The organism is Streptomyces griseicoloratus, from assembly GCF_014534645.1.
GTDB lineage: Bacteria > Actinomycetota > Actinomycetes > Streptomycetales > Streptomycetaceae > Streptomyces > Streptomyces griseicoloratus.
This window is the reverse complement of sequence record NZ_JACVQF010000219.1, coordinates 1-20,775: the sequence shown is the minus strand read 5'-3', so window position 1 is coordinate 20,775 and position 20,775 is coordinate 1. Positions and strand designations below refer to the sequence as shown.

Annotated in this window: 14 protein-coding genes; 9 read left to right on the top strand and 5 right to left on the bottom strand. The window is 70.9% G+C overall.

Annotation, left to right across the window (positions count from 1 at the left end):
* Window positions 1-127: 127 nt before the first annotated feature.
* Window positions 128-2,749: a SpoIIE family protein phosphatase gene (locus H0H10_RS27585; protein ID WP_188183845.1), complete on the top strand. Its 2,622-nt coding sequence runs from the start codon at window positions 128-130 to the stop codon at window positions 2,747-2,749.
* 202 nt (window positions 2,750-2,951) lie between these two features.
* Here the strand turns inward: H0H10_RS27585 and H0H10_RS27580 are convergent, their stop codons facing one another.
* Window positions 2,952-4,412: an ATP-binding protein gene (locus H0H10_RS27580; RefSeq protein ID WP_223180515.1), complete on the bottom strand. Its 1,461-nt coding sequence runs from the start codon at window positions 4,410-4,412 to the stop codon at window positions 2,952-2,954.
* Between the two features lie 181 nt (window positions 4,413-4,593).
* On the opposite strand from H0H10_RS27580, the gene H0H10_RS27575 reads away from it, so the two are divergent.
* Window positions 4,594-5,838: a glycoside hydrolase family 18 protein gene (locus H0H10_RS27575; RefSeq protein ID WP_309141912.1), complete on the top strand. Its 1,245-nt coding sequence runs from the start codon at window positions 4,594-4,596 to the stop codon at window positions 5,836-5,838.
* A 30-nt stretch (window positions 5,839-5,868) separates the two neighbouring features.
* Here H0H10_RS27575 and H0H10_RS27570 read toward each other — a convergent pair whose 3' ends face one another.
* The 4 genes from H0H10_RS27570 to H0H10_RS27555 are packed head-to-tail and all read right to left on the bottom strand — an operon-like array spanning window position 5,869 to window position 9,754.
* Window positions 5,869-6,639, bottom strand: coding sequence for a succinate dehydrogenase/fumarate reductase iron-sulfur subunit (locus tag H0H10_RS27570; protein WP_188183844.1), 771 nt, complete (start codon window positions 6,637-6,639; stop codon window positions 5,869-5,871).
* Window positions 6,636-8,576, bottom strand: a complete 1,941-nt coding sequence (locus H0H10_RS27565) for a fumarate reductase/succinate dehydrogenase flavoprotein subunit (protein ID WP_188183843.1) — start codon at window positions 8,574-8,576, stop codon at window positions 6,636-6,638. Before H0H10_RS27565 ends, H0H10_RS27570 begins: the two co-directional genes overlap by 4 nt.
* 35 nt (window positions 8,577-8,611) lie before the next feature.
* On the bottom strand, window positions 8,612-9,445 hold the full coding sequence (gene sdhC / locus H0H10_RS27560) for a succinate dehydrogenase subunit SdhC (protein WP_188183842.1): 834 nt from the start codon (window positions 9,443-9,445) through the stop codon (window positions 8,612-8,614).
* A gap of 18 nt (window positions 9,446-9,463) precedes the next feature.
* On the bottom strand, window positions 9,464-9,754 hold the full coding sequence (locus H0H10_RS27555; protein ID WP_188183841.1) for an Rv0250c family protein: 291 nt from the start codon (window positions 9,752-9,754) through the stop codon (window positions 9,464-9,466).
* Between the two features lie 307 nt (window positions 9,755-10,061).
* Here H0H10_RS27555 and H0H10_RS27550 point away from each other — a divergent pair, with 307 nt between their 5' ends.
* The 7 genes from H0H10_RS27550 to H0H10_RS27520 form a co-directional block, all read left to right on the top strand.
* Entirely contained in the window at window positions 10,062-12,341 is a 2,280-nt protein-coding gene (locus H0H10_RS27550; protein ID WP_188183840.1) for an ABC transporter family substrate-binding protein, read from the top strand.
* Between the two features lie 179 nt (window positions 12,342-12,520).
* Window positions 12,521-14,437, top strand: a complete 1,917-nt coding sequence (gene typA, locus H0H10_RS27545) for a translational GTPase TypA (RefSeq protein WP_188183839.1) — start codon at window positions 12,521-12,523, stop codon at window positions 14,435-14,437.
* Window positions 14,438-15,120: 683 nt separating this feature from the next.
* Entirely contained in the window at window positions 15,121-16,164 is a 1,044-nt protein-coding gene (locus tag H0H10_RS27540) for an ABC transporter permease (RefSeq protein ID WP_188183838.1), read from the top strand.
* A 113-nt stretch (window positions 16,165-16,277) separates the two neighbouring features.
* Window positions 16,278-18,074: an ABC transporter substrate-binding protein gene (locus H0H10_RS27535; protein WP_188183837.1), complete on the top strand. Its 1,797-nt coding sequence runs from the start codon at window positions 16,278-16,280 to the stop codon at window positions 18,072-18,074.
* Window positions 18,075-18,173: 99 nt separating this feature from the next.
* Entirely contained in the window at window positions 18,174-19,151 is a 978-nt protein-coding gene (locus H0H10_RS27530; protein WP_188183836.1) for an ABC transporter permease, read from the top strand.
* A gap of 15 nt (window positions 19,152-19,166) precedes the next feature.
* Window positions 19,167-20,228: an ABC transporter ATP-binding protein gene (locus tag H0H10_RS27525; RefSeq protein WP_188183835.1), complete on the top strand. Its 1,062-nt coding sequence runs from the start codon at window positions 19,167-19,169 to the stop codon at window positions 20,226-20,228.
* Between the two features lie 46 nt (window positions 20,229-20,274).
* Window positions 20,275-20,775 (top strand): ATP-binding cassette domain-containing protein (locus H0H10_RS27520; RefSeq protein ID WP_188183834.1); only part of this gene is annotated, 501 nt, incomplete at its 3' end.

Sequence of the window (20,775 nt, the reverse complement as noted above, 5' to 3'; positions counted from 1 at the left end):
CCGAAAACCATCGGGACCGTGCTGTGATCGTGAACACCGTGTTGTGTGGGGCCGTAGTGCTGGATACTGCGGGCAGCCGCCCCCGGTGACCGGTGCCGGACGCGGTGAGCTGGAGGGGACGGTTCGCGTGAGCGAGATACCAGCGAGGGCCACGGAGTCCGAGGACCCGTCGGACGGCGCGAGGGCCGATGCCGCGGGCACAGCGACGGCGGACACCGGCTCCGGCGGTGCGCTGCCCGGTGACGCCACGTGGCAGAGCAGTCCGCCCGGCTCCATCTACGACTACATCAAGGTCGCGTCCTTCTCCATCGGCCCCGACGGGCTCGTCGACCAGTGGAGCCTGCGCGCCGAGCAGTTGCTCGGCATCCCCGCCGACCGCGCCGTCGGCACCGACCCCATCGAGGCGTTCATCGACCCCGACCTGCGCGAGCGCGGCCAGCGCAAGATGGCCGAGATCCTCGACGGGCGGGAGTGGACCGGAGTCGTCCCCTTCCGGACGCCGGGCACCGGCACCGAGCGCGGACAGCGCGGGCTCGCCGAGGTCTACGTCATGCCGACGCGGACGGAGGACGGCGAGAAGGCCGCCGTCTGCATCGTCGTGGATGTGCGCACCCTGCGCAGTATCGAGACCGATCTCGCCGCCTCGCAGGCCATTTTCGGTCAATCTCCGTTCGGTTTCCTGCTGATCGACCCCGACCTGCGGGTGCGCCGCGCCAACCAGCGGTTCGCCTCCGTCTTCGGCGGCACACCCGACGACCACCGCGGCAAGGGCGTCCACGACTACCTGCCGCGCGCGGAGTCCGAGCGGGTCACCGCCACCCTGCGCCGGGTGCTGGAGACCGGCGACTCCATCACCGACATGCACGTCACCGGCTTCCTGCCCGGCTCCGAGGAGCGACGGCACTGGTCCGTCAACCTCTACCGCGTGCACAGCGGTTCCGGCCGGCCCATCGGCATCGCCTGGCTCGGAACCGACATCACCGCCCGCCGCGCCGCCGCCCGCGAGGCCGCCGCCGCCCGCCGCAACCTCGCCCTCCTCAACGAGGCCGGGGCGCGCATCGGCAACTCCCTCGACCTGGAGACCACCGCGCGCGAACTCCTCGACGTGGTCGTCCCCGGCTTCTGCGACCTGGCCACCGTCGACCTCTACCAGGCCCTGCTCGTGGGCGAGGAGACCCCGCCCGGCCTCGCCGACGGCAGCGCCGAACTGCGCCGCGTCGCCTTCTCCAGCGCCGTGTCCGACGCGCCCTTCCACGGCACCGGCGAGCGGGTCAAGCTCGGTGCGGTCCACCACTACCCGTTCAACTCGCCCTGCGCGGACGCCCTGCGCACGGCCCGCCCCCGCAACGTCCCCGCCGAGGACGGCGGACTCGTGCAGTCCACGCTCGCCGTGCCGATGGTCGCCCACGACACGGTCGTCGGACTCGCGCAGTTCGCCCGGACCAAGGGCAGCGAGCCGTTCGGCGACCGCGACCGGGACCTCGCGGTGGAACTGGCCGCGCGGGCCGCCGTCTGCATCGACAACGCCCGGCTGTACCGGCGCGAGCACGAACGCGCGCTGATACTGCAGCGGTCCCTGCTGCCGCCCGGCGACCCGGAGGCGTCCGGCCTCGACATCGCCTGCCGCTATCTGCCCGGCAACGCGGCCACCGGCCGGCCGAGCGAGGTCGGCGGCGACTGGTTCGACGTCATCGAACTGCCCGGACACCGCACCGCGCTGGTCGTCGGCGACGTCATGGGCCGCGGACTGCGGGCCGCCGTGGCGATGGGCGAACTCCGCACCGCGGTACGGACGCTGGCCCAGCTCGACCTCGAACCGGCCGAAGTGCTCTCCCAGCTCGACGAGATCGCACGGGGGCTCGGCGCCCCGGGAGGCGTCCAGCAGGCGACCCGCGCGGCACGCCGCCCCCGCGAGGCCGACCTGTCCGAGGTGTACCTGGCGACCTGCGTCTACGCCGTCTACGACTCGGTCACCCGGCGGTGCACCTTCGCCAACGCCGGCCATCTGCCGCCCGTCCTGGTCGAACCGGGCGAGCCGGCCCTGATGCTGGACGTGCCGCCGGGCATGCCGCTCGGCGTCGGCGGGGAGCCGTTCGAGGAGGTGGAGGTCGAACTGCCCGAGGGCGCCCTGCTCGCGCTGTACACGGACGGGCTGGTCGAGAGCCGCGACCACCCCCTCGACGAGGGCCTCCAGGCTTTCGTGGGCGCGCTCACCGATCCGAGCCGCCCCCTGGAGGACGTCTGCGACCACGTCCTCAACACCCTCGGCTCCCACCACGGCGAGGACGACATCGCCCTGCTGATGGCCCGGGTGCAGGGACTGCCCGCCGAATCCGTCGGCGACTGGACCCTGCCGCGCGAGCCGCGCAGCGTGGGCCGGGCCCGCGAGTACGCGCGCGCCCAGTTGCTCGGCTGGGACATGGAACCGCTCGTCGACACCACCGAGCTGCTCGTCAGCGAACTGGTCACCAACGCCCTCCGGTACGGCGAGGGCGAGATCAGGCTCCGCCTCCTGCTGGACCGCACCCTGGTCTGCGAGGTCTGGGACTCCGGCCTGGTCCAGCCGCGCCGCCGCCGCGCCCGCGACACCGACGAGGGCGGACGCGGCCTGCAACTCGTCGGCCTGCTCAGCGCGGTCTGGGGCTCCCGCCGCACCCCGCGCGGCAAGACGGTGTGGTTCGAACTCCCCCTGCCGGGCGGCGACACCACCCTCACCGACCCGGCGGAGGCACTGCTGAGCCTGTTCTGATGCGGCGCACCCCTGCGCGGCACGACGGGTGTGGTGGCGAGCGCTGCCCCTGCCGGGCGGGGACACCGGTCTCACGGATCCGGCGGAGGCACTGCTGAGCCTGTTCTGATGCGGCGGTGGTGGGGGCCGGGTTCCGGCCGGGGTGCTGTCGGTCCGCCGTCGGTGGGTCCGTGACTCCGTGATGCGGTCCGGTGGACGTGTCCTATCCGGCCGAGCGGCGGGCACGGGTATGCGGTCCGCCGAAGCTCGGGGGCGGTCCGCCGTCCGGTTCCCCGCCCAGCAGGACGCCGGCCGGCACGGCCCAGCCGGCCCCGCCCGCCCCGGCGTCCGGACGGCCGTACCGGCGTATGTCCTGCTCGGCGAGGTCCCGGGCCCGCCGGGCCAGGGCGTCCGCGGTCCTCGGGTCGGGCGGGTCCGCGGCGAGCAGCCGCTGCGCCTCCGCGAGCCGCGTACGCGCCTCGGCGCCGACCGCGCGCAGGTGCGTCGCGACCACGTCGGCCGCGGCGGCCGTGGCACTGCGGGCGACCAGCAGGGCGGCCACGGACAGCACGCCCGCCCGCTCGGCGTCCGACGCCCCGACCGCCCGCAGGACCCGCCGCAGGACGTCGAGCGGATCGTACGGCCCGCCGGTCAGCTCCTCCCGTACGACGGCCAGCACACCGTCCGCGTACCGCAGCCGCACCCGCAGTTCGCCGACGGCCGCCGAGCTCGCCGTGCCCCGTTCGGCCGACCGCCGCCGTACTCCGGCGAGCAGCGCCTCCGCGCCCGTGAGGGCGGCCGGCACCAGCTCCGCCGCGGCCGGCAGCTCGGCGGCGAGCCGTTCGACGCCCTCCACGAGGACGCCGACCCGCGCGAGGGCGCCCTCCGCCGCCCGTAACCGCCCGGCCGCGCGGGCACGGTCGCCGCCGTCGGCGGCCCCGCGCGCCCGGTCGAGGCGGTCCGCGGCGAACGCCAGACCTTCCGCGGCCTGCCCGGCGTACCCGGTGACGGGCGCGGTCGCGGACGGCGCGTACCGCCGACCGAGGCCGCCGAGCGTGACCCGCGCGGCCTCCGCGCGGGCGGTCAGCTCCCGGACCCGGGCCTCCGCGGCCTCCAGCGCCTCCCGGGCGTCCCGCTCCAGGCCACGCAGCCGGTCGAACCCGGCGGCCTCCGCGTCCAGCCGGCGGCCCGCCTCCCGGCACCGGTCGATGATCGCCGCCAGCGCTTGCCGCCGGCCGGCCGGGTCCTCGGGGTCGCCGTCGTCGTACCGCTGCCGTATCCGGAACGCGGCCGACAGTTCCGCCTCCGCCTCTCGCAGGGCCCGCGCCCAGGGCGCCACGGCCGCCGTGCCGTGCAGCGCCTCGGCGAAGGCGAGCTCCTCGCGGCTGGTGCGCACCCAGCCGTCCGCCTCGACGAGGGCCTCCCGGGCCCGTTCGTCGAGCGCCGCCGGAGGCGGCCCGGCCGGCCGTACGGGAGCCCCGCCCGGTGTCGTACGGGTCCGGGCGCGCCGGGTGCGGCGCAGGTAGCCGTATCCGGCCAGCACGGCGGCCGTACCCACGGCGATCAGCGGCAGCACGAGGTCGGCGGTCGACGCCTCGCCGTCGCCCTCGCCCGGCGCCGGCGCGGCCGCGACCGGCACCTCGCCCGTGTCGACCGCAACCGGAACATCGGTTCGAGTCGTCAACAGTGACAACACCAGCCACACCACCCCGGCGGCAGCGCCCAGCAGGGCGTGCGCCACCCGCACGCATATGTGCGACGTGGCACTCCGCGGCCGACCCCGGATCAAGGATGGCGTCACATTCGGAGCGTATGAGCGGGAATGCGGCACCGCGACCGGGGCGGGCGACAGGGAGGGGAACGCTGTGGAGCGGACGGAAGACGCGGAACGCGGGGAACGCGCGGAGCACACGGACCAGGTGGAGGGACCACCCGCACCCGAAGATCGGACCGGTACCACCGAGACCGAAGGCCGGACCGGTACCACCGAGACCGAAGGCCGGACCGGTACCACCGAGACCGAAGGCCGGACCGGTACCACCGAGACCGAAGGCCGGACCGGTACCACCGAGGCCGGAGAGAAGCCCGTACCCAGTCGCCGGGGCCGCCGGCTCCGCCGGATCCGCCGCACCGCCCTCGCTCTCGTCCTGGCCCTGCTCCTGCCCCTCCTCGCCGCCGAGACCGCCCTCCGCATCAACTACACCGGCGACCCCGCCGACGGCACCCACACCAGGAACCGCGACGCGTTCTGGCTCGGCCACGCCTGGGTCGACGGCCGGAAGGACGACGCGGACGTCACCGCCCTCGCCCGCCGCCTGAAGAACACCGGCATCCGCGACCTGTACGTCCACACCGGCCCGCTGGAGCACGACGGCACCCTGCCGACGTCGCTGTACCCGAGGGCCCGCCGGCTGACCGAGGCCGTGCACCGGGAACTGCCCGGCGTCCGCGTCCAGGCGTTCCTCGGCGACGTCCTCGCCACCGAGGGCCCCGACGGCATGCGGCTGGAGAGGGCCGCCACCCGGGCCGCCGTCGTCCGCTCCGCCGGCCAGGTCCTGGACGTGGGCTACGACGGCGTTCACCTCGACCTGGAGCCCCTGCACTCCGGCGACCGCGACTACCTGTCCCTCCTGGACGACCTGCGCGGCCTCACCCGCGCCCGGGACGCGCAGCTGTCGGTGGCCGCCCACCAGATCGACCCGCTCCCGGCCTTCCACTCCGTCTGGGGCACGCTGACCGGCCACCCCAAGTGGTGGTCGCAGGAGTTCTTCGGCCAGGTCGCCCGCCGCGTCGACCAGATCGCCGTCATGTCGTACGACACCATGCAGCCCCTGGAGAGCACCTACGGCGGCTACGTCGCCCAGCAGACCTCCCTGGCCCTGGAGGTCACCCCGCCCACCACCGACCTGCTGATGGGCCTGCCCTTCTTCCACGAGAACCGCTTCGGCCACTGGAACCACGCCGAGACCGTGTCCGCCGCCGTCCGCGGTGTCCGCCTCGGCCTGTCCCGCACGGACGCGGACCGCGCCCGCTTCGGCGTCGCCCTGTACATCGACTTCGCGGCGACGGAGGCGGACTGGAAGGCGTACCGGGAGGGCTGGGTGCGCTGAGCCGTCAGGTGCGACGGTGCGCACAGCCCCCTAGGGCCTGCGGCGGCCGATCTTCGACCCGAGCCACACCAGCGGGTCGTACTTGCGGTCGACGGCCCGCTCCTTCAGGGGGATCAGCGCATTGTCCGTGATCTTGATGCCCTCGGGGCAGACCTCGGTGCAGCACTTGGTGATGTTGCAGTAGCCGAGCCCGTGCTCGTCCTGGGCGGTGCGCCCCCGGTCCAGGCCCGTCTCCGGTGCCGCGTCCAGCGGGTGCATGTCCAGTTCGGCGACGCGCATGAGGAAGCGGGGACCGGCGAACGCCTGCTTGTTCTCCTCGTGGTCGCGGACCACATGGCAGGTGTCCTGGCACAGGAAGCACTCGATGCACTTGCGGAACTCCTGCGAGCGGTCCACGTCCTCCTGCATCATCCGGTACTCACCGGGGCCCAGACCGGCGGGCGGCACGAACGCCGGGACCTCGCGGGCCTTGGTGTAGTTGAAGCCGACGTCCGTCACCAGGTCGCGGATCACCGGGAAGGCGCGCAGCGGCGTGACGGTGATCGTCTCCTCCCGGTCGAACACCGACATGCGCGTCATGCACATCAGCCGGGGCCGCCCGTTGATCTCCGCCGAGCAGGAACCGCACTTGCCCGCCTTGCAGTTCCAGCGCACCGCGAGGTCGGGGGCCTGGGTGGCCTGGAGGCGGTGGATGATGTCGAGCACCACCTCGCCGTCGTTCACCTCGACCCGGAAGTCCTCCAGGCCGCCGCCCTCCGCGTCGCCCCGCCACACCTTGAGGCGGGCCACGTAGCCGCTCATTCGGACAGCTCCTCCTCGGAGAGGTACTTGACCAGCTCCTCCTTCTCGAAGAGGGCGAGCAGGTCGGGGCGGATGGGCTCGGTGGTCTGCCGCTCCAGGGCGATCTGGCCACGCGCCGGATCGGTCGCCGCGAGGCCGCCCGTCGGGTCGGCCAGCGTGCACAGCAGATTGACCGGGCGCCACTTGGAGTCCATCGTCGGGTGGTCCTCGCGGGTGTGCCCGCCGCGCGACTCCGTGCGCTCCAGCGCGGCCCGGGCCACGCACTCGCTGACCAGCAGCATGTTGCGCAGGTCCAGGGCGAGGTGCCAGCCCGGATTGAACTGCCGGTGCCCCTCGACGCCGGCCCGGCGGGCCCGTACCCGCAGCTCCGCCAGCTTCTCCAGGGCCTGCTTCATCTCCGGCTCGCGGCGGATGATGCCGACCAGGTCGTTCATCGTCTGCTGGAGTTCCTGGTGGAGGGTGTACGGGTTCTCCGGCGGACCGCCCGCGCTCTCCCCGGCCTCCGCCTCGGCGGAGAAGGGCCGCAGCGCCTCGGCGGCGGCGGAGTCGACCTGGAGGTCGTCCACCCGGGGCCGCTGCCCGGCCCGCTCCGACGCGTACTCGGCCGCGTGCCAGCCCGCCCGGCGGCCGAACACCAGCAGGTCGGACAGCGAGTTGCCGCCGAGCCGGTTGGAGCCGTGCATGCCGCCGGCCACCTCACCGGCCGCGTACAGCCCCGGCACCTCGCGCGCCGCCGCCGTGTCGGAGTCGACGGCGATGCCGCCCATCACGTAGTGACAGGTCGGCCCGACCTCCATCGGCTCCGCCGTGATGTCGACGTCGGCCAGCTCCTTGAACTGGTGGTACATCGACGGCAGCCGCCGCTGGACGACCTCGGCGGGCATACGGGTCGACACGTCGAGGAAGACGCCGCCGTGCGGTGAGCCCCGGCCCTCCTTCACCTCGGCGTTGATCGCCCGCGCGACCTCGTCCCTCGGGAGCAGTTCGGGGGGACGCCGGTTGTGGTCCGGGTCGTCGTACCAGCGGTCGGCCTCCTCCTCCGTCTCGGCGTACTTCTCCTTGAAGACGTCGGGGACGTAGTCGAACATGAACCGCTTGCCGTCGCTGTTGCGCAGCACCCCGCCGTCGCCGCGCACCGACTCGGTGACGAGGATGCCCTTCACCGACGGCGGCCAGACCATCCCCGTCGGGTGGAACTGCACGAACTCCATGTTCAGCAGGGGCGCGCCCGCCAGCAGCGCCAGCGCGTGCCCGTCGCCGGTGTACTCCCACGAGTTGGACGTCACCTTGAACGACTTGCCGATGCCGCCCGTCGCGATCACGACGGCGGGCGCCTGCAGCACGAAGAAGCGTCCGGACTCGCGTTCGTAGCCGAAGACCCCGGAGACCCGTGCGCCGTCCTTCAGCACGCGCGTGACCGTGCACTCCTGGAACACCTTGAGCCGGGACTCGTAGTCGCCCGTCTCGCGGTGGTCCTCCTGCTGGAGCGAGACGATCTTCTGCTGCAGGGTGCGGATCAGCTCCAGGCCCGTACGGTCCCCGACGTGCGCGAGGCGCGGGTACTCGTGGCCGCCGAAGTTGCGCTGCGAGATCCGGCCGTCCTTCGTGCGGTCGAACAGCGCGCCCCAGGTCTCCAGTTCCCACACCCGCTGCGGGGCCTCCTGGGCGTGCAGCTCGGCCATCCGCCACTGGTTGAGGAACTTGCCGCCGCGCATGGTGTCGCGGAAGTGGACCTGCCAGTTGTCCCCGGCGTTGACGTTGCCCATGGCGGCCGCGATGCCGCCCTCGGCCATCACCGTGTGCGCCTTGCCGAACAGCGACTTGCAGATCACGGCCGTACGGGCGCCCCGCTCACGGGCCTCGATGGCGGCGCGCAGCCCGGCGCCGCCCGCGCCCACCACGACGACGTCCCATTCCTGCCGGTCGACCACGGACATCACAAGGCCTCACTCACCAGAACTCGTCGGACTCGTCAGAAGAACCGCGGATCGTCGAAGACGCCGGACGCGACCAGGTACACGTAGAAGTCGGCGAGGGCCACGCTCGCCAGGGACGTCCAGGCCAGCAGCATGTGCCGGGCGTTGAGCTTCCCGACCAGCTGCCACATGCGGTACCGCACGGGATGCCGGGAGAAGTGCCGGAGCTTGCCGCCGACGATGTGCCGGCAGGAGTGGCAGGAGAGGGTGTACGCCCAGATCAGCACGATGTTGGCCAGGAAGACCAGCGTGCCCAGGCCCATGTGGCCCCAGTCGTAGGTCTCGTCGCGGAAGGCCAGCGCGGTGTCGTAGGTCAGGACGCCCGCCACCAGCAGCGCGGCGTAGAAGAAGTACCGGTGGATGTTCTGCAGGACCAGCGGGAACCGGGTCTCGCCGGTGTACTTCCTGTGCGGCTCGGCCACCGCGCAGGCCGGCGGCGAGGCCCAGAAGCCCCGGTAGTACGCCTTGCGGTAGTAGTAGCAGGTCAGGCGGAAGCCCAGCGGGAAGATCAGGATGATGATCGCGGGGGAGATGCCCCACCAGGGTCCGAAGATCTCCCAGTTGGGGCCGCCGCGCATCGGCTCGCAGTTCTCGGCCAGGCAGGGGGAGTAGAACGGCGAGACGTACGGGGCCGCGTAGTAGTCGGCGTTCGCGAAGGCCCGCCACGTCGAGTAGACGACGAAGGCCAGCAGGCCGGCCGCGGTGGCGGCCGGGGCCAGCCACCAGCGGTCGGTCCGCAGGTGCGGGGCGGCGATGGCGGCGCGCGTCGGGGTGTGGACGCCGCCGCGGGGGTGGGGCTCGGTGGCTGGGGGTTCGGTACCAGTGGCCACTAGTCGACTCCGGTCGGGTCAGGGGGCGCGTCGGTCGCGGGCGCCGAGGCCCTCGTCGTCCGAGTCCGTCCACAGCGAGAGGTCGTACGGCGCGTCGGAGATGGTGACCAGGTCGGGCCGCTTCGGCGCCTCGGGCGATGCCACGGCCTCCCGCAGCAGCGCGACGCTCTCGCGCAGATGGCCGGCGTCGGTGCGGACCCGCCGCACTTCCAGGCCGCCGGACCCGGCCTGCTGTTCCAGCCGGCTCACCGACCGGGACAGGTCGTCGAGCAGGCGCTGGATCCTTGTCAGTTCGTCGTGCACGGACATGACGTGACCTCACTTCCGTCGGACACGGCCGCACGGCCGGCCTTGGACGGCGACGTTCATGCGCCTGCGAGTGTTGCGCGTCACACCTGCCGGTGGGAAGGGACGTGCACCGATTGGCCGAGGCGTGTGGGTGCACTCCCGGGTGCGTTGCGCCGCACGAGTGGGCTTACCAACCGTCGCCGACGTGTCGCCCTGCGTTGCCGAACCCTTTCCTCTTCAGTGGCCGCATACATCTGGATACAAATGATCAACTCCATATACCGCCAAATATGACCATAACGCTCGCGGCCTTCCGGAGGTAGCAGAGATGTCCCACGTCGGCGTCGGACCGCGCGCGATCACGCGCGCGGTCGCCTTCCTCACCGCGGGTGCGCTCGCGGTCACCGCGCTGGCCGGCTGCACCTCCGAGGACGACTCCGGCAAGCCGCTCGCCGGTCAGGACATCGCCGCCGCCGCCCGCTCCCGGGTCGCCGACGGCGGCACCCTGCGCTGGGCCGTGGACTCCGTGCCGGAGACCCTGAACACCTTCCAGTCCGACGCCGACGCCACCAGCAGCCGGGTCGCCCAGGCCGTGCTGCCCTCGATGTACCGGATGGACGCCAGGGGCCGCCCGGTGCGCAACCCCGACTACCTGGAATCGGCCGAGGTCGTCGACACCGAGCCCAAGCAGGTCGTCGTCTACCGGCTCCACCAGGAGGCCGTCTGGAGCGACGGCCGCGAGATCGGCGCCGCCGACTTCGCCGCCCAGTGGCGGGCCCTGTCCGGCAGGGACAGCGCCTACTGGACCGCCCGCAACGCCGGGTACGACCGCATCGAGAAGATCGAGCGCGGTGCCGGCGACCTGGAGGTCAAGGTGACCTTCAGCCGCCGCTACGCCGACTGGAAGTCGCTGTTCACACCGCTCTACCCCAAGGACGTCATGGGCACCCCGGACTCCTTCAACGACGGGGCGCGGCGCCGGCTGAAGGTCACCGCCGGCCCGTTCGCCGTGGAGAAGGTGGACACGAAGAAGGACGAGATCGTCCTCGCCCGCAACCCGCGCTGGTGGGGCCGGCCCGCCAAGCTGAACGAGATCGTGCTGCGCGCCGTACCGCGCGACAAACGGGCCTCCGAGCTGGCGGCGGGCAGGCTCGACCTGGCCGAGATCGACCCGGACACGGCCGAGGAGGTCGCGCTGGCCGCCGGCCCCCGTGACACCGCCCCGTCCTCCGGCGCCCCGCTCATGGGCCCGGAGGACCGGCAGTCCGCCGCCGACGCCCTGCGCTCCTGGGCGGTCGCCAACGGCTCCGACGAGGAGGCCGCCGAGAAGGAGGCCCAGGCCCGCGAGAAGCGGCGCAAGGCCGTCGCCCGGGCCCAGCGGCGCGAGCAGGCCCTGCGCGGCTTCGAGGTCCGCAGGTCGCTGGAGCCCGCGTACACCCAGCTCGCCCTCAACGGCGCCGACGGTCCGCTCGCCGACGAGCGGGTCCGCAGGGCAGTGGCCCGCACCCTGGACCGCAGGGAGCTGGCGGAGCTGGTGCTGAAGCCGCTGGGCCTGCCCGCCGAGCCGGTCGGCAGCCACCTGGCGCTCGCCGGCCAGCCCGTCTACGCCGACAGCAGCGGCGCGCTCGGTGGCCCGGACACCAAGGAGGCCCGGGCCCTCCTCGCGGACGCCGGCTGGGTGCCCGGCGGGCCGGTCGAGCAGCCGGAGAAGGGCGAGAAGGCGGCCGGCTCCGAGGGCGACAAGCGCGAGGGCGGGAAGGACGGCGAGGACGGGGAGAAGTCCCCGGGCGGCGACGACGGCACGTACATCGTCGGCGAGGACGACAAGGACGACCAGGGGAAGAACGACAAGGACACCCACGACAAGGACACCCACGGCAAGAACGACGACGGCAAGAACGACGAGCAGGGCCGCAGCGACCAGGAGAGCGGCGAGAAGCGCGCCGGCGGCAAGAACACGGCACAGGGCGGCAGCGCACCCGGCGCCTACGCCCCCAAGGGCACCGCGGCCCCGGCGGGCTCGGCGGTGGCACCGCCGGCCAAGGACGGCAAGGCGCTCACGCTCCGCTTCGTGCTCCCCTCCGGCCCCGGGTCCGGGGTGCTGCGCACCGTGGCCGACCGCATCTCCGGCATGCTGGACGCCGTCGGCATCCGCACCGAGATCACCAAGGTCTCCGACGCGAGCTACTTCAAGGACCACATCGCCTCCGGCCAGTACGACCTGGCGCTGTACTCCTGGCCCGCCTCCGCCTTCCCCGCCACCGACGCCCGCCCCATCTACGCCAAGCCGGTCCCGGCCGCCGACGGCTCCCTGAACATCGCGCAGAACTACACCCGGGTCGGCACCGACCAGGTGGACCAGCTCTTCGACCAGGCCCTGACGACGCTGGACGAGGAGGAGGCCCGGGACCTGCTGCGCAAGGCCGACTCCCGGATCTGGGCGCAGGCCGGCTCGATCCCCCTCTACCAGCGCCCCCAGCTGGTCGCCGCGCGCACGAACCTCGCCAACGCGGGCGCCTTCGCCTTCGAGACCCCGGTCTACGAGGACATGGGCTTCCTGAAGAAGGGGGCGCAGGGCGCACGGCCACCGGTGAGCCCGTCGTCGTGACGGCTGCCGGTCCCGGGGCCGCCGACGGCCCCCCGACCTGCGCCGGTGCACCCGGCAAGCCCCAGCCGCCGCCGCCCCGTACCATGGGGTGAGGCCGTGGCATGTACCGCCCGGCAGGGCCCGCGTAACACAGACGTACGCAGCAGGGCCGTCCTCACACTCCGGGAGTACGCCGCAATATGGCCGTGTCCACCACACGTCACGACATCCGTAACGTCGCCATCGTCGCCCACGTCGACCACGGCAAGACCACCATCGTCGACGGAATGCTGAAGCAGGCCGGTGCCTTCGCCGCCCACCAGCTCGACTCCGTCGACGACCGCATGATGGACTCGAACGACCTGGAGCGTGAGAAGGGCATCACGATCCTCGCCAAGAACACGGCGGTGAAGTACCACCCCAAGGACGGCGGGGACCCGATCACCATCAACATCATCGACACCCCCGGTCACGCCGACTTCGGCGGCGAGGTCGAGCGCGGTCTGTCGATGGTCGACGGTGTCGTCCTGCTCGTGGACGCCTCCGAGGGCCCGCTGCCGCAGACCCGCTTCGTGCTGCGCAAGGCGCTCCAGGCCCGGCTGCCGATCATCCTGTGCATCAACAAGACGGACCGGCCGGACGCCCGGATCGACGAGGTCGTCAACGAGACGTACGACCTCTTCCTCGACCTGGACGCCGACGAGGAGCAGATCGAGTTCCCGATCGTCTACGCCTGCGGCCGGGACGGCATCGCCTCCCTGACCAAGCCGGAGGACGGCACGGTCCCCTCCGACTCCACCAGCCTGGAGCCGTTCTTCTCCACGATCCTGGAGCACATCCCCGCCCCCACCTACGAGGAGGGCGCCCCGCTCCAGGCCCACGTCACCAACCTGGACGCCGACAACTTCCTCGGCCGCATCGCGCTGCTGCGCGTCCACCAGGGCGAGCTGAAGAAGGGCCAGACGGTCGCCTGGCTCAAGCGCGACGGGTCCACGGCGAACGTGCGGATCTCCGAGCTCATGATGACCGAGGCGCTCACCCGCAAGCCCGCCGAGAAGGCCGGCCCCGGTGACATCTGCGCGGTCGCCGGCATCCCGGACATCATGATCGGCGAGACCCTGGCCGACCAGGAGAACCCGGTCCCGCTGCCGCTGATCACGGTCGACGAGCCCGCGATCTCCATGACCATCGGCACCAACACCTCGCCGCTGGTCGGCCGCGGCGGCACCGGCAAGGGCGCCGACGCGAAGGCGGCCGTCAAGGACCGCAAGGTCACCGCCCGCCAGGTCAAGGACCGCCTCGACCGCGAGCTGATCGGCAACGTCTCGCTGCGCGTGCTGGACACCGACCGGCCGGACGCCTGGGAGGTGCAGGGCCGCGGCGAGCTGGCGCTGGCCATCCTGGTCGAGCAGATGCGCCGCGAGGGCTACGAGCTGACCGTCGGCAAGCCGCAGGTCGTCACCAAGGACGTCGACGGCAAGGTCTACGAGCCCGTCGAGCGCATGACGATCGACGTGCCCGAGGAGCACATGGGCGCGGTCACGCAGCTCATGGGCGTGCGCAAGGGCCGCATGGACAACATGTCCAACCACGGCTCCGGCTGGGTCCGCATGGAGTTCGTCGTCCCCTCCCGCGGTCTGATCGGCTTCCGTACGGAGTTCCTGACCCAGACCCGCGGCACGGGCATCGCCCACTCCATCCACGAGGGCCACGAGCCCTGGTTCGGCACGCTCACCACGCGGAACAACGGCTCGCTGGTCGCCGACCGCGCCGGTGCCGTCACCGCGTTCGCGATGACGAACCTCCAGGAGCGCGGCGTGCTGTTCGTGGAGCCCGGCACCGAGGTGTACGAGGGCATGATCGTCGGCGAGAACTCCCGCTCCGACGACATGGACGTCAACATCACCAAGGAGAAGAAGCTCACCAACATGCGGTCGTCCACGGCCGATGTGGCCGAGTCGATCGTTCCGCCGCGCAAGCTCTCGCTGGAGCAGTCGCTGGAGTTCTGCCGCGACGACGAGTGCGTCGAGGTCACCCCGGAGGCCGTTCGCATCCGCAAGGTGAACCTGGACGCCCGCGAGCGCGCCCGCGCCGCGAGCCGCGCCAAGCACGGCTGATCCGTCCCGGCGGCCGGCGTATGGCCGGCCCGCAGGGAAGCCCGGGTGCCCCCATCTTGGGGGCACCCGGGCTTTTTTCAACCGCTTTTCCGGGGCCCCGGGCCCGCTTCCTGTACGGAATACGGAGATCCGCGCCCGATAGCCATGTAACACGTCCGTTTCGCGGCCTTCTCGTCCCGAACAGTTTGTCCAGATTTTGGAAGATCTAGCTGGCAGCCGTGACTGAATTGAGATTTAAAGACGGTGGTCGGTCCTTCAGGTCATGGCAGATAGTTAGCCGCGTAGCGCTCGGGTCAATGGGTCTCGCGCTGTGGGGACAGCGCCCGACTCACGAGCACCAGGGGGTGTCTGAACTTCCGTCAGGGGTGTCGGAAGGCAGATGTCGTGCCCCCTCCTGTCGGTGAACACGTGGAGTCATGAGGAGGAGCCCCATGCGCGGTGTCACGAACACCAGGTGGGTCGCACGATCCGTCACCGCCGACTGTGCCCCGGCGGACGGCGATCGTCTCTGAGGAGCCGGCCGGCCGCTGACGCCGGGTCATTCGGCTACGCGCGTCCGGCTGCGGGTTTCCCGCACTTCCTCGGGGTACCCCGAAACGCTTCTTCTTGATCCGTTCCGCGATGGCGCACACCCTGCGCCGGTCGCCGGTTCGGCACACCCACACCTGTGAAATGGGCGAACTGTGACAAGTCCAATCGACATTGAGGGCGGCGGAACGTCCGCCGTCGTCGACGGCGCACCTCAGCCGCAGGAGAAGACCGAGGGCGGGAAACACGAGGGCCGTTCTCCGGGGCAGTTGATGTGGCTGCGCTTCAAGCGCGACCGGACCGGTGTCATCTGTGCCTGGGTGGTGCTCGGCTACTTCGTGATCGCCGCACTGGCCCCGGTGATCGCCAAGCTGTACGGCAAGGACCCGTACATCCTGTACGGCCAGGACCCCGAGTACATCGCCGAGAACCCCGTCCTCGACGACTTCGGGCTGCCGCTGGGCTACTTCGGCGGAGTCTCCGGCGAGCACTGGTTCGGCGTCGAGCCGCAGTTCGGGCGTGACGTCTTCACCATGCTGCTCTACGGCATGCGCACCTCGCTGTACATGGCGCTGGGCGTGACCACGCTGCTGATGCTGACCGGTGTCCTCATCGGCCTGGTCGGAGGCTACTTCGGCGGCAAGACCGACTACTTCCTCGGCCGGGTCACCGACTTCTTCCTGTCCTTCCCGCAGCAGCTGTTCTTCATCGCCTTCATGCCGGTGGTGACCGCGTTCTTCGTGGACCCGCGCGACGAGACGCCCACGTACTTCCGGGCGCTGGCCATCCTGATCGTGCTGTGGCTGCTGGGCTGGATGGGCATGGCCCGACTGGTACGGTCCACCGTACTGTCCCTGCGGGAGCGGGAGTTCGTCGAAGCCGCCAAGGTCGCCGGCGCCTCGCCCTGGCGGATCATCCGCAAGGAGATCCTCCCGAACGTGGTCTCGCCGATCCTGGTGCAGTTCACGTACCTGCTCCCCAGCACGATTCTCACCATCGCGTTCCTCTCCTTCGCCGGCGTCGGCTTCGTCGAGCCGACACCCGACTGGGGACGCATGTTCGCCACCGGAGCCAGGGTCGCCGAGCAGGACCCGGCGTTCATGTTCTTCCCGGGTGTGGCACTGGTGGTCTTCGTCCTGTGCTTCAACCTCCTCGGAGACGCCGTACGGGACGCCCTCGATCCCAAGTCAGGACGGTAAGAGGGGTCCATTGGTGGGGGGACTGCCGCCCCTGCGTCGGCTCACCGGCCGCGTCAGGCAGTGCACAGCAGTGGTCAGTGGATAACAAACCCGACAGGCAGGTGCATCACCACATGAAGACGCTCAACTCCCGCACTGCGCGCGCCATCGTGGTCGCCTTCGCGGCAGGCTCGCTCGTCCTCACCGGTTGCTCGGAGAACAAGGGCAACTCGAGCTCCGGGAAGGACTCCAAGAAGGACCAGAAGGAGGCCGCCGTCCAGTCGAAGGCGGTCACGTACGCCGACGCGGCCGCGTCCACCGGCCCCGCCAAGGACGTGCCCGGCGCCAGGAGCGGCGGCACCATCAACGTCTACCAGGAGCAGGGCCTGACCCACCTCGACCCGGGCCAGATCTACGTCTCCGACGCCGGCCAGGTCGCCAACCTGATCTTCCGCGGTCTGACCAACTTCCAGGAGGACGGCAAGGGCAACGTCTCGGTCGTCGGCGACCTCGCCACCGACTCCGGCAAGTCCTCGGACGGCGGCAAGACCTGGACGTTCACCCTCAAGGACGGCGTCAAGGACCAGAACGGCAACCCGATCACGTCCGCCGACATCCGCCACACCGTCGAGCGCCAGTACGCGAAGTTCATCTTCGACGGCCCGACGTACCTCCAGACCTGGCTGAGCGGCCCGGACTACCGCGACGCGCTGCCCGACGGCGGCTACGGCGACAAGCACCTGCCCGACACCGTCCTGGAGACGCCGGACGACAAGACCGTCGTCTTCCACTTCGACACCCCGCGCCCCGACCTGCCGCAGATGCTGGCCATGCCCGGGTACTCCGTGGTGCCGGAGGAGACCGACACCAAGGAGAAGTACGACAAGGGTCCCGTCTCCCTCGGCCCCTACAAGATCGCGGAGTACAAGGTCGGCAAGTCCCTCAAGCTCGTCAAGAACGAGAACTGGGACCCGAAGACCGACGCCGTGCGCCACCAGTACGTCGACGGCTGGAACTTCGACTTCGGCGTCACCGAGTCGACCCAGACCAAGCGTCTGATCGCCGACCAGGGCGATGCCAAGAACGCCATCCAGCTCACCGGCGCCGTGGAGTCCACGCAGATCCAGGACGTCGTCAGCGACCCGGCCGTCAGCAAGCGCACCATCAAGGGCTACCAGCCCTACGTCATGACGCTGACGTTCAACCTGGACCGGGTGAAGAACAAGAAGGTCCGCGACGCCGTCACCTACGCGATCAACTCCAAGTCGCTCATCGCCGGCGAGGGCGGCGCGTACGGCGGTGACGTCGCCCCGAACCTGTTCGCCCCGACCCTGCCGGGCTACGAGGCGGACTACGACCCGTACGGCAGGCTGAAGATGCCGTCCGGCAACATCGAGAAGGCCAAGGAACTCCTCAAGGACGTCCCGGCCGCCGAGAAGAAGCTCGTCTTCGCCTACCGCAACAACGAGGCCGGCCAGAAGCACAAGGTGGCCGTCGAGGACGCGCTCGGCAAGGTCGGCATCGAAGTCGTCTCCAAGGAGGTCGACGCCGCCAGCCACTACGAGCAGATCGGCAAGCTGAAGAACCCGTACGACATGTACATCACGGGCTGGGGCCAGGACTGGCCGTCCCCCGGCACGGTCGTCACGCCGATCTACGACGGCGACCAGGTCGCCGACGGCTCGTCGAACTACTCGCACATCAACGATCCCAAGGTCCAGGAACTGATCAAGAAGGCGCTCACCCAGACGCCCTCCGAGGCGGACGCGACCTGGAAGGAAGCGCACCGCTACATCCTGGAGAAGGTCAACCCGGCGGCCCCGCTGTGGTACACGAAGCAGTTCCAGCTCTACGGCTCGAACATCGGCGGCGCGCGCTACAGCACCGAGTCCAGCTACATCGACGTCACCCAGCTGTTCCTGAAGTCGTAACTCTCTACGGCTGACTGGCGGGGGTGCGCACCAGGCGGAGCGCACCCCCAGGGTTCCGTGACATCTCCCGACCACCCCGCAGAGAGCAGCCCACCCGCCATGCTTCAGTTCATCATCCGGCGTACGGTCGGTGCCGTCGTCACCCTGTTCCTGATCGGTGCCGCCACGTTCTTCCTCTTCGTCGCCGCGCCCTCCGACTACGCGTCCCTGGCCTGTGGCAAGGACTGCTCGGCCGCCCGGCTGGAGGAGATCCGTGAGGTGCTCGGCCTCAACCTGCCCATCGCCCAGCAGTTCTGGGACTTCATGTCCGGCATCGTCATGGGACGTGACTTCCCCACCGGCCACTGCCCGGCCCCGTGCCTCGGGCAGTCGTTCTACTCGGGCGATCTCGTCTGGTCCACCATCAAGGACCGCTTCCCGCTGACCCTGTCGCTGACCGTCGGCGCCGCGCTCGTCTTCCTGATCGTCGGCCTCGGCACCGGCATGCTGGCCGCCTTCCGGCGCGGCTCGTCCGTCGACAAGGTGGCCACCGGCGCCTCCATGGTGCTCAGCTCCTTCCAGATCTACTTCCTCGGCCCGATCGCGCTCGCGATCTTCGTCTACAGCACGGGCTGGATGGAGGACCCCAAGTACGTCCCCATCACCGAGGACCCGATCGGCTGGCTGGTCGGACTGTCCATCCCGATGGTCGTGATGGCCACCATCTTCACCGCCCAGTACACGCGTATGTCACGCTCCTCGCTCATCGAGCAGCTCGCCGAGGACCATGTGCGCACCGCCCGCGCCAAGGGCATGTCGCAGAAGTACGTCTTCTTCCGCTACGCCTGGCGCGGCTCCCTCATCCCCATCGTCACCATCCTCGGCATCGACCTCAGCAGCCTGCTCGGCGGAGCCGTCGTCACCGAGCTGACCTTCTCCCTGCAGGGCATCGGCCGCCTCGCCGTGGACGGCGCGGTCAACAAGGACCTGCCGCTGACCATGGGCGTCATGCTGGTCGGCGCCTTCATGATCCTGCTGCTCAACATCCTCGTCGACATCGCGTACGCCTGGATCGACCCGCGCGTCCGGCTTTCCTAGGAAGAGGGCACCACCGTGACCACAGTGACCAAGACCGAGGACGCGCCGGCCCCCACCGGGCCGGAGGGCTTTCTGTCGGTCCGCGATCTGAGCGTGCGGTTCGCCACGGAGGACGGCGTCGTCAAGGCGGTCGACGGCCTCTCCTTCGACGTCGAGCGCGGCCGGACCCTGGGCATCGTCGGCGAGTCCGGCTCCGGCAAGTCCGTGACCAACCTGACCATCCTGGGCCTGCACAACCCGCGCACCACCACGATCGACGGCGAGATCGTGCTCGACGGCAAGGAACTCGTCACCGCCACCGAACGGGAGATGGAGCAGCTGCGGGGCAACAAGGTCGCCATGATCTTCCAGGACCCGCTGACCGCCCTGTCCCCCTACTACACGGTGGGCCGGCAGATCGCCGAGCCGTTCATCAAGCACACCGGCGCCTCCAAGAAGGAGGGCTGGGCGCGGGCGGTGGAGATGCTCGGCAAGGTCGGCATCCCCAACCCGGAACAGCGGGCCAAGGACTACCCGCACCAGTTCTCCGGCGGTATGCGCCAGCGCGCGATGATCGCGATGGCCCTGGTCTGCGACCCCGACCTGCTGATCGCCGACGAGCCGACCACCGCCCTCGACGTGACGGTCCAGGCGCAGATCCTCGACCTGCTCAAGGACCTCCAGCAGGAGTTCGGCTCGGCGATCGTCTTCATCACGCACGACCTCGGGGTCATCGCCGACATGGCCGACGACATCCTGGTCATGTACGCGGGCAGCGCGGTGGAGCGGGGCAGCGTCGACGAGGTGCTCAGGGCGCCCCGGCACCCGTACACCTGGGGCCTGCTCAACTCGATGCCGCGCCTGGACTCCGACCTCAGCGCCCAGCTGTCGCCGATCCCCGGCACCCCGCCCTCGCTGCTCAACCCGCCCACGGGCTGCCGCTTCCACCCCCGCTGCACCTTCCAGGACCGCGTCGGCGGCAACCGCTGCGCCACCGAACGCCCCCTGCTCGCACCGGACCGCTCCTCGGCGTGCCACCTGACGGCGGAGCAGAAGCGGACCATCTTCATCGACGAGATCAAGCCCCGACTGGGCTAGGGCCCACCAGGCCCACAAGGAGGACCTGCCGCATGAAAGAGGAGTCATGAAAGAAGACCTCGTCCTCCCCGCCCCGCGCGAGGCCGCGACCGGCGGGTCGGGGGAGCCGTTGCTGGTGGCGGAGGGCCTGACCAAGTACTTCCCGGTCAAGGGCGGATTTCCCATCCGGCGGACCGTCGGCCACGTCCAGGCCGTCGACGGCATCGACCTGACCGTGCACGGCGGCGAGAGCTTCGGGCTGGTCGGTGAGTCGGGCTGCGGCAAGTCGACCACGGGCCGGCTGATCACCCGTCTGCTGGAGCCGACGGCCGGGAAGATCCTGTACAAGGGCCAGGACATCTCCCACGCCAGCCGCAAGCAGCTGGCGCCCATCCGGTCCGAGATCCAGATGATCTTCCAGGACCCGTACTCCTCGCTGAACCCGCGGCAGACGGTCGGCAAGATCATCTCCGGGCCGATGGAGATCAACGGCATCGACCCGGCGGGCGGACGCGAGAAGCGCGTCCGCGAGCTGCTGGAGATCGTCGGTCTGAACCCGGAGCACTAC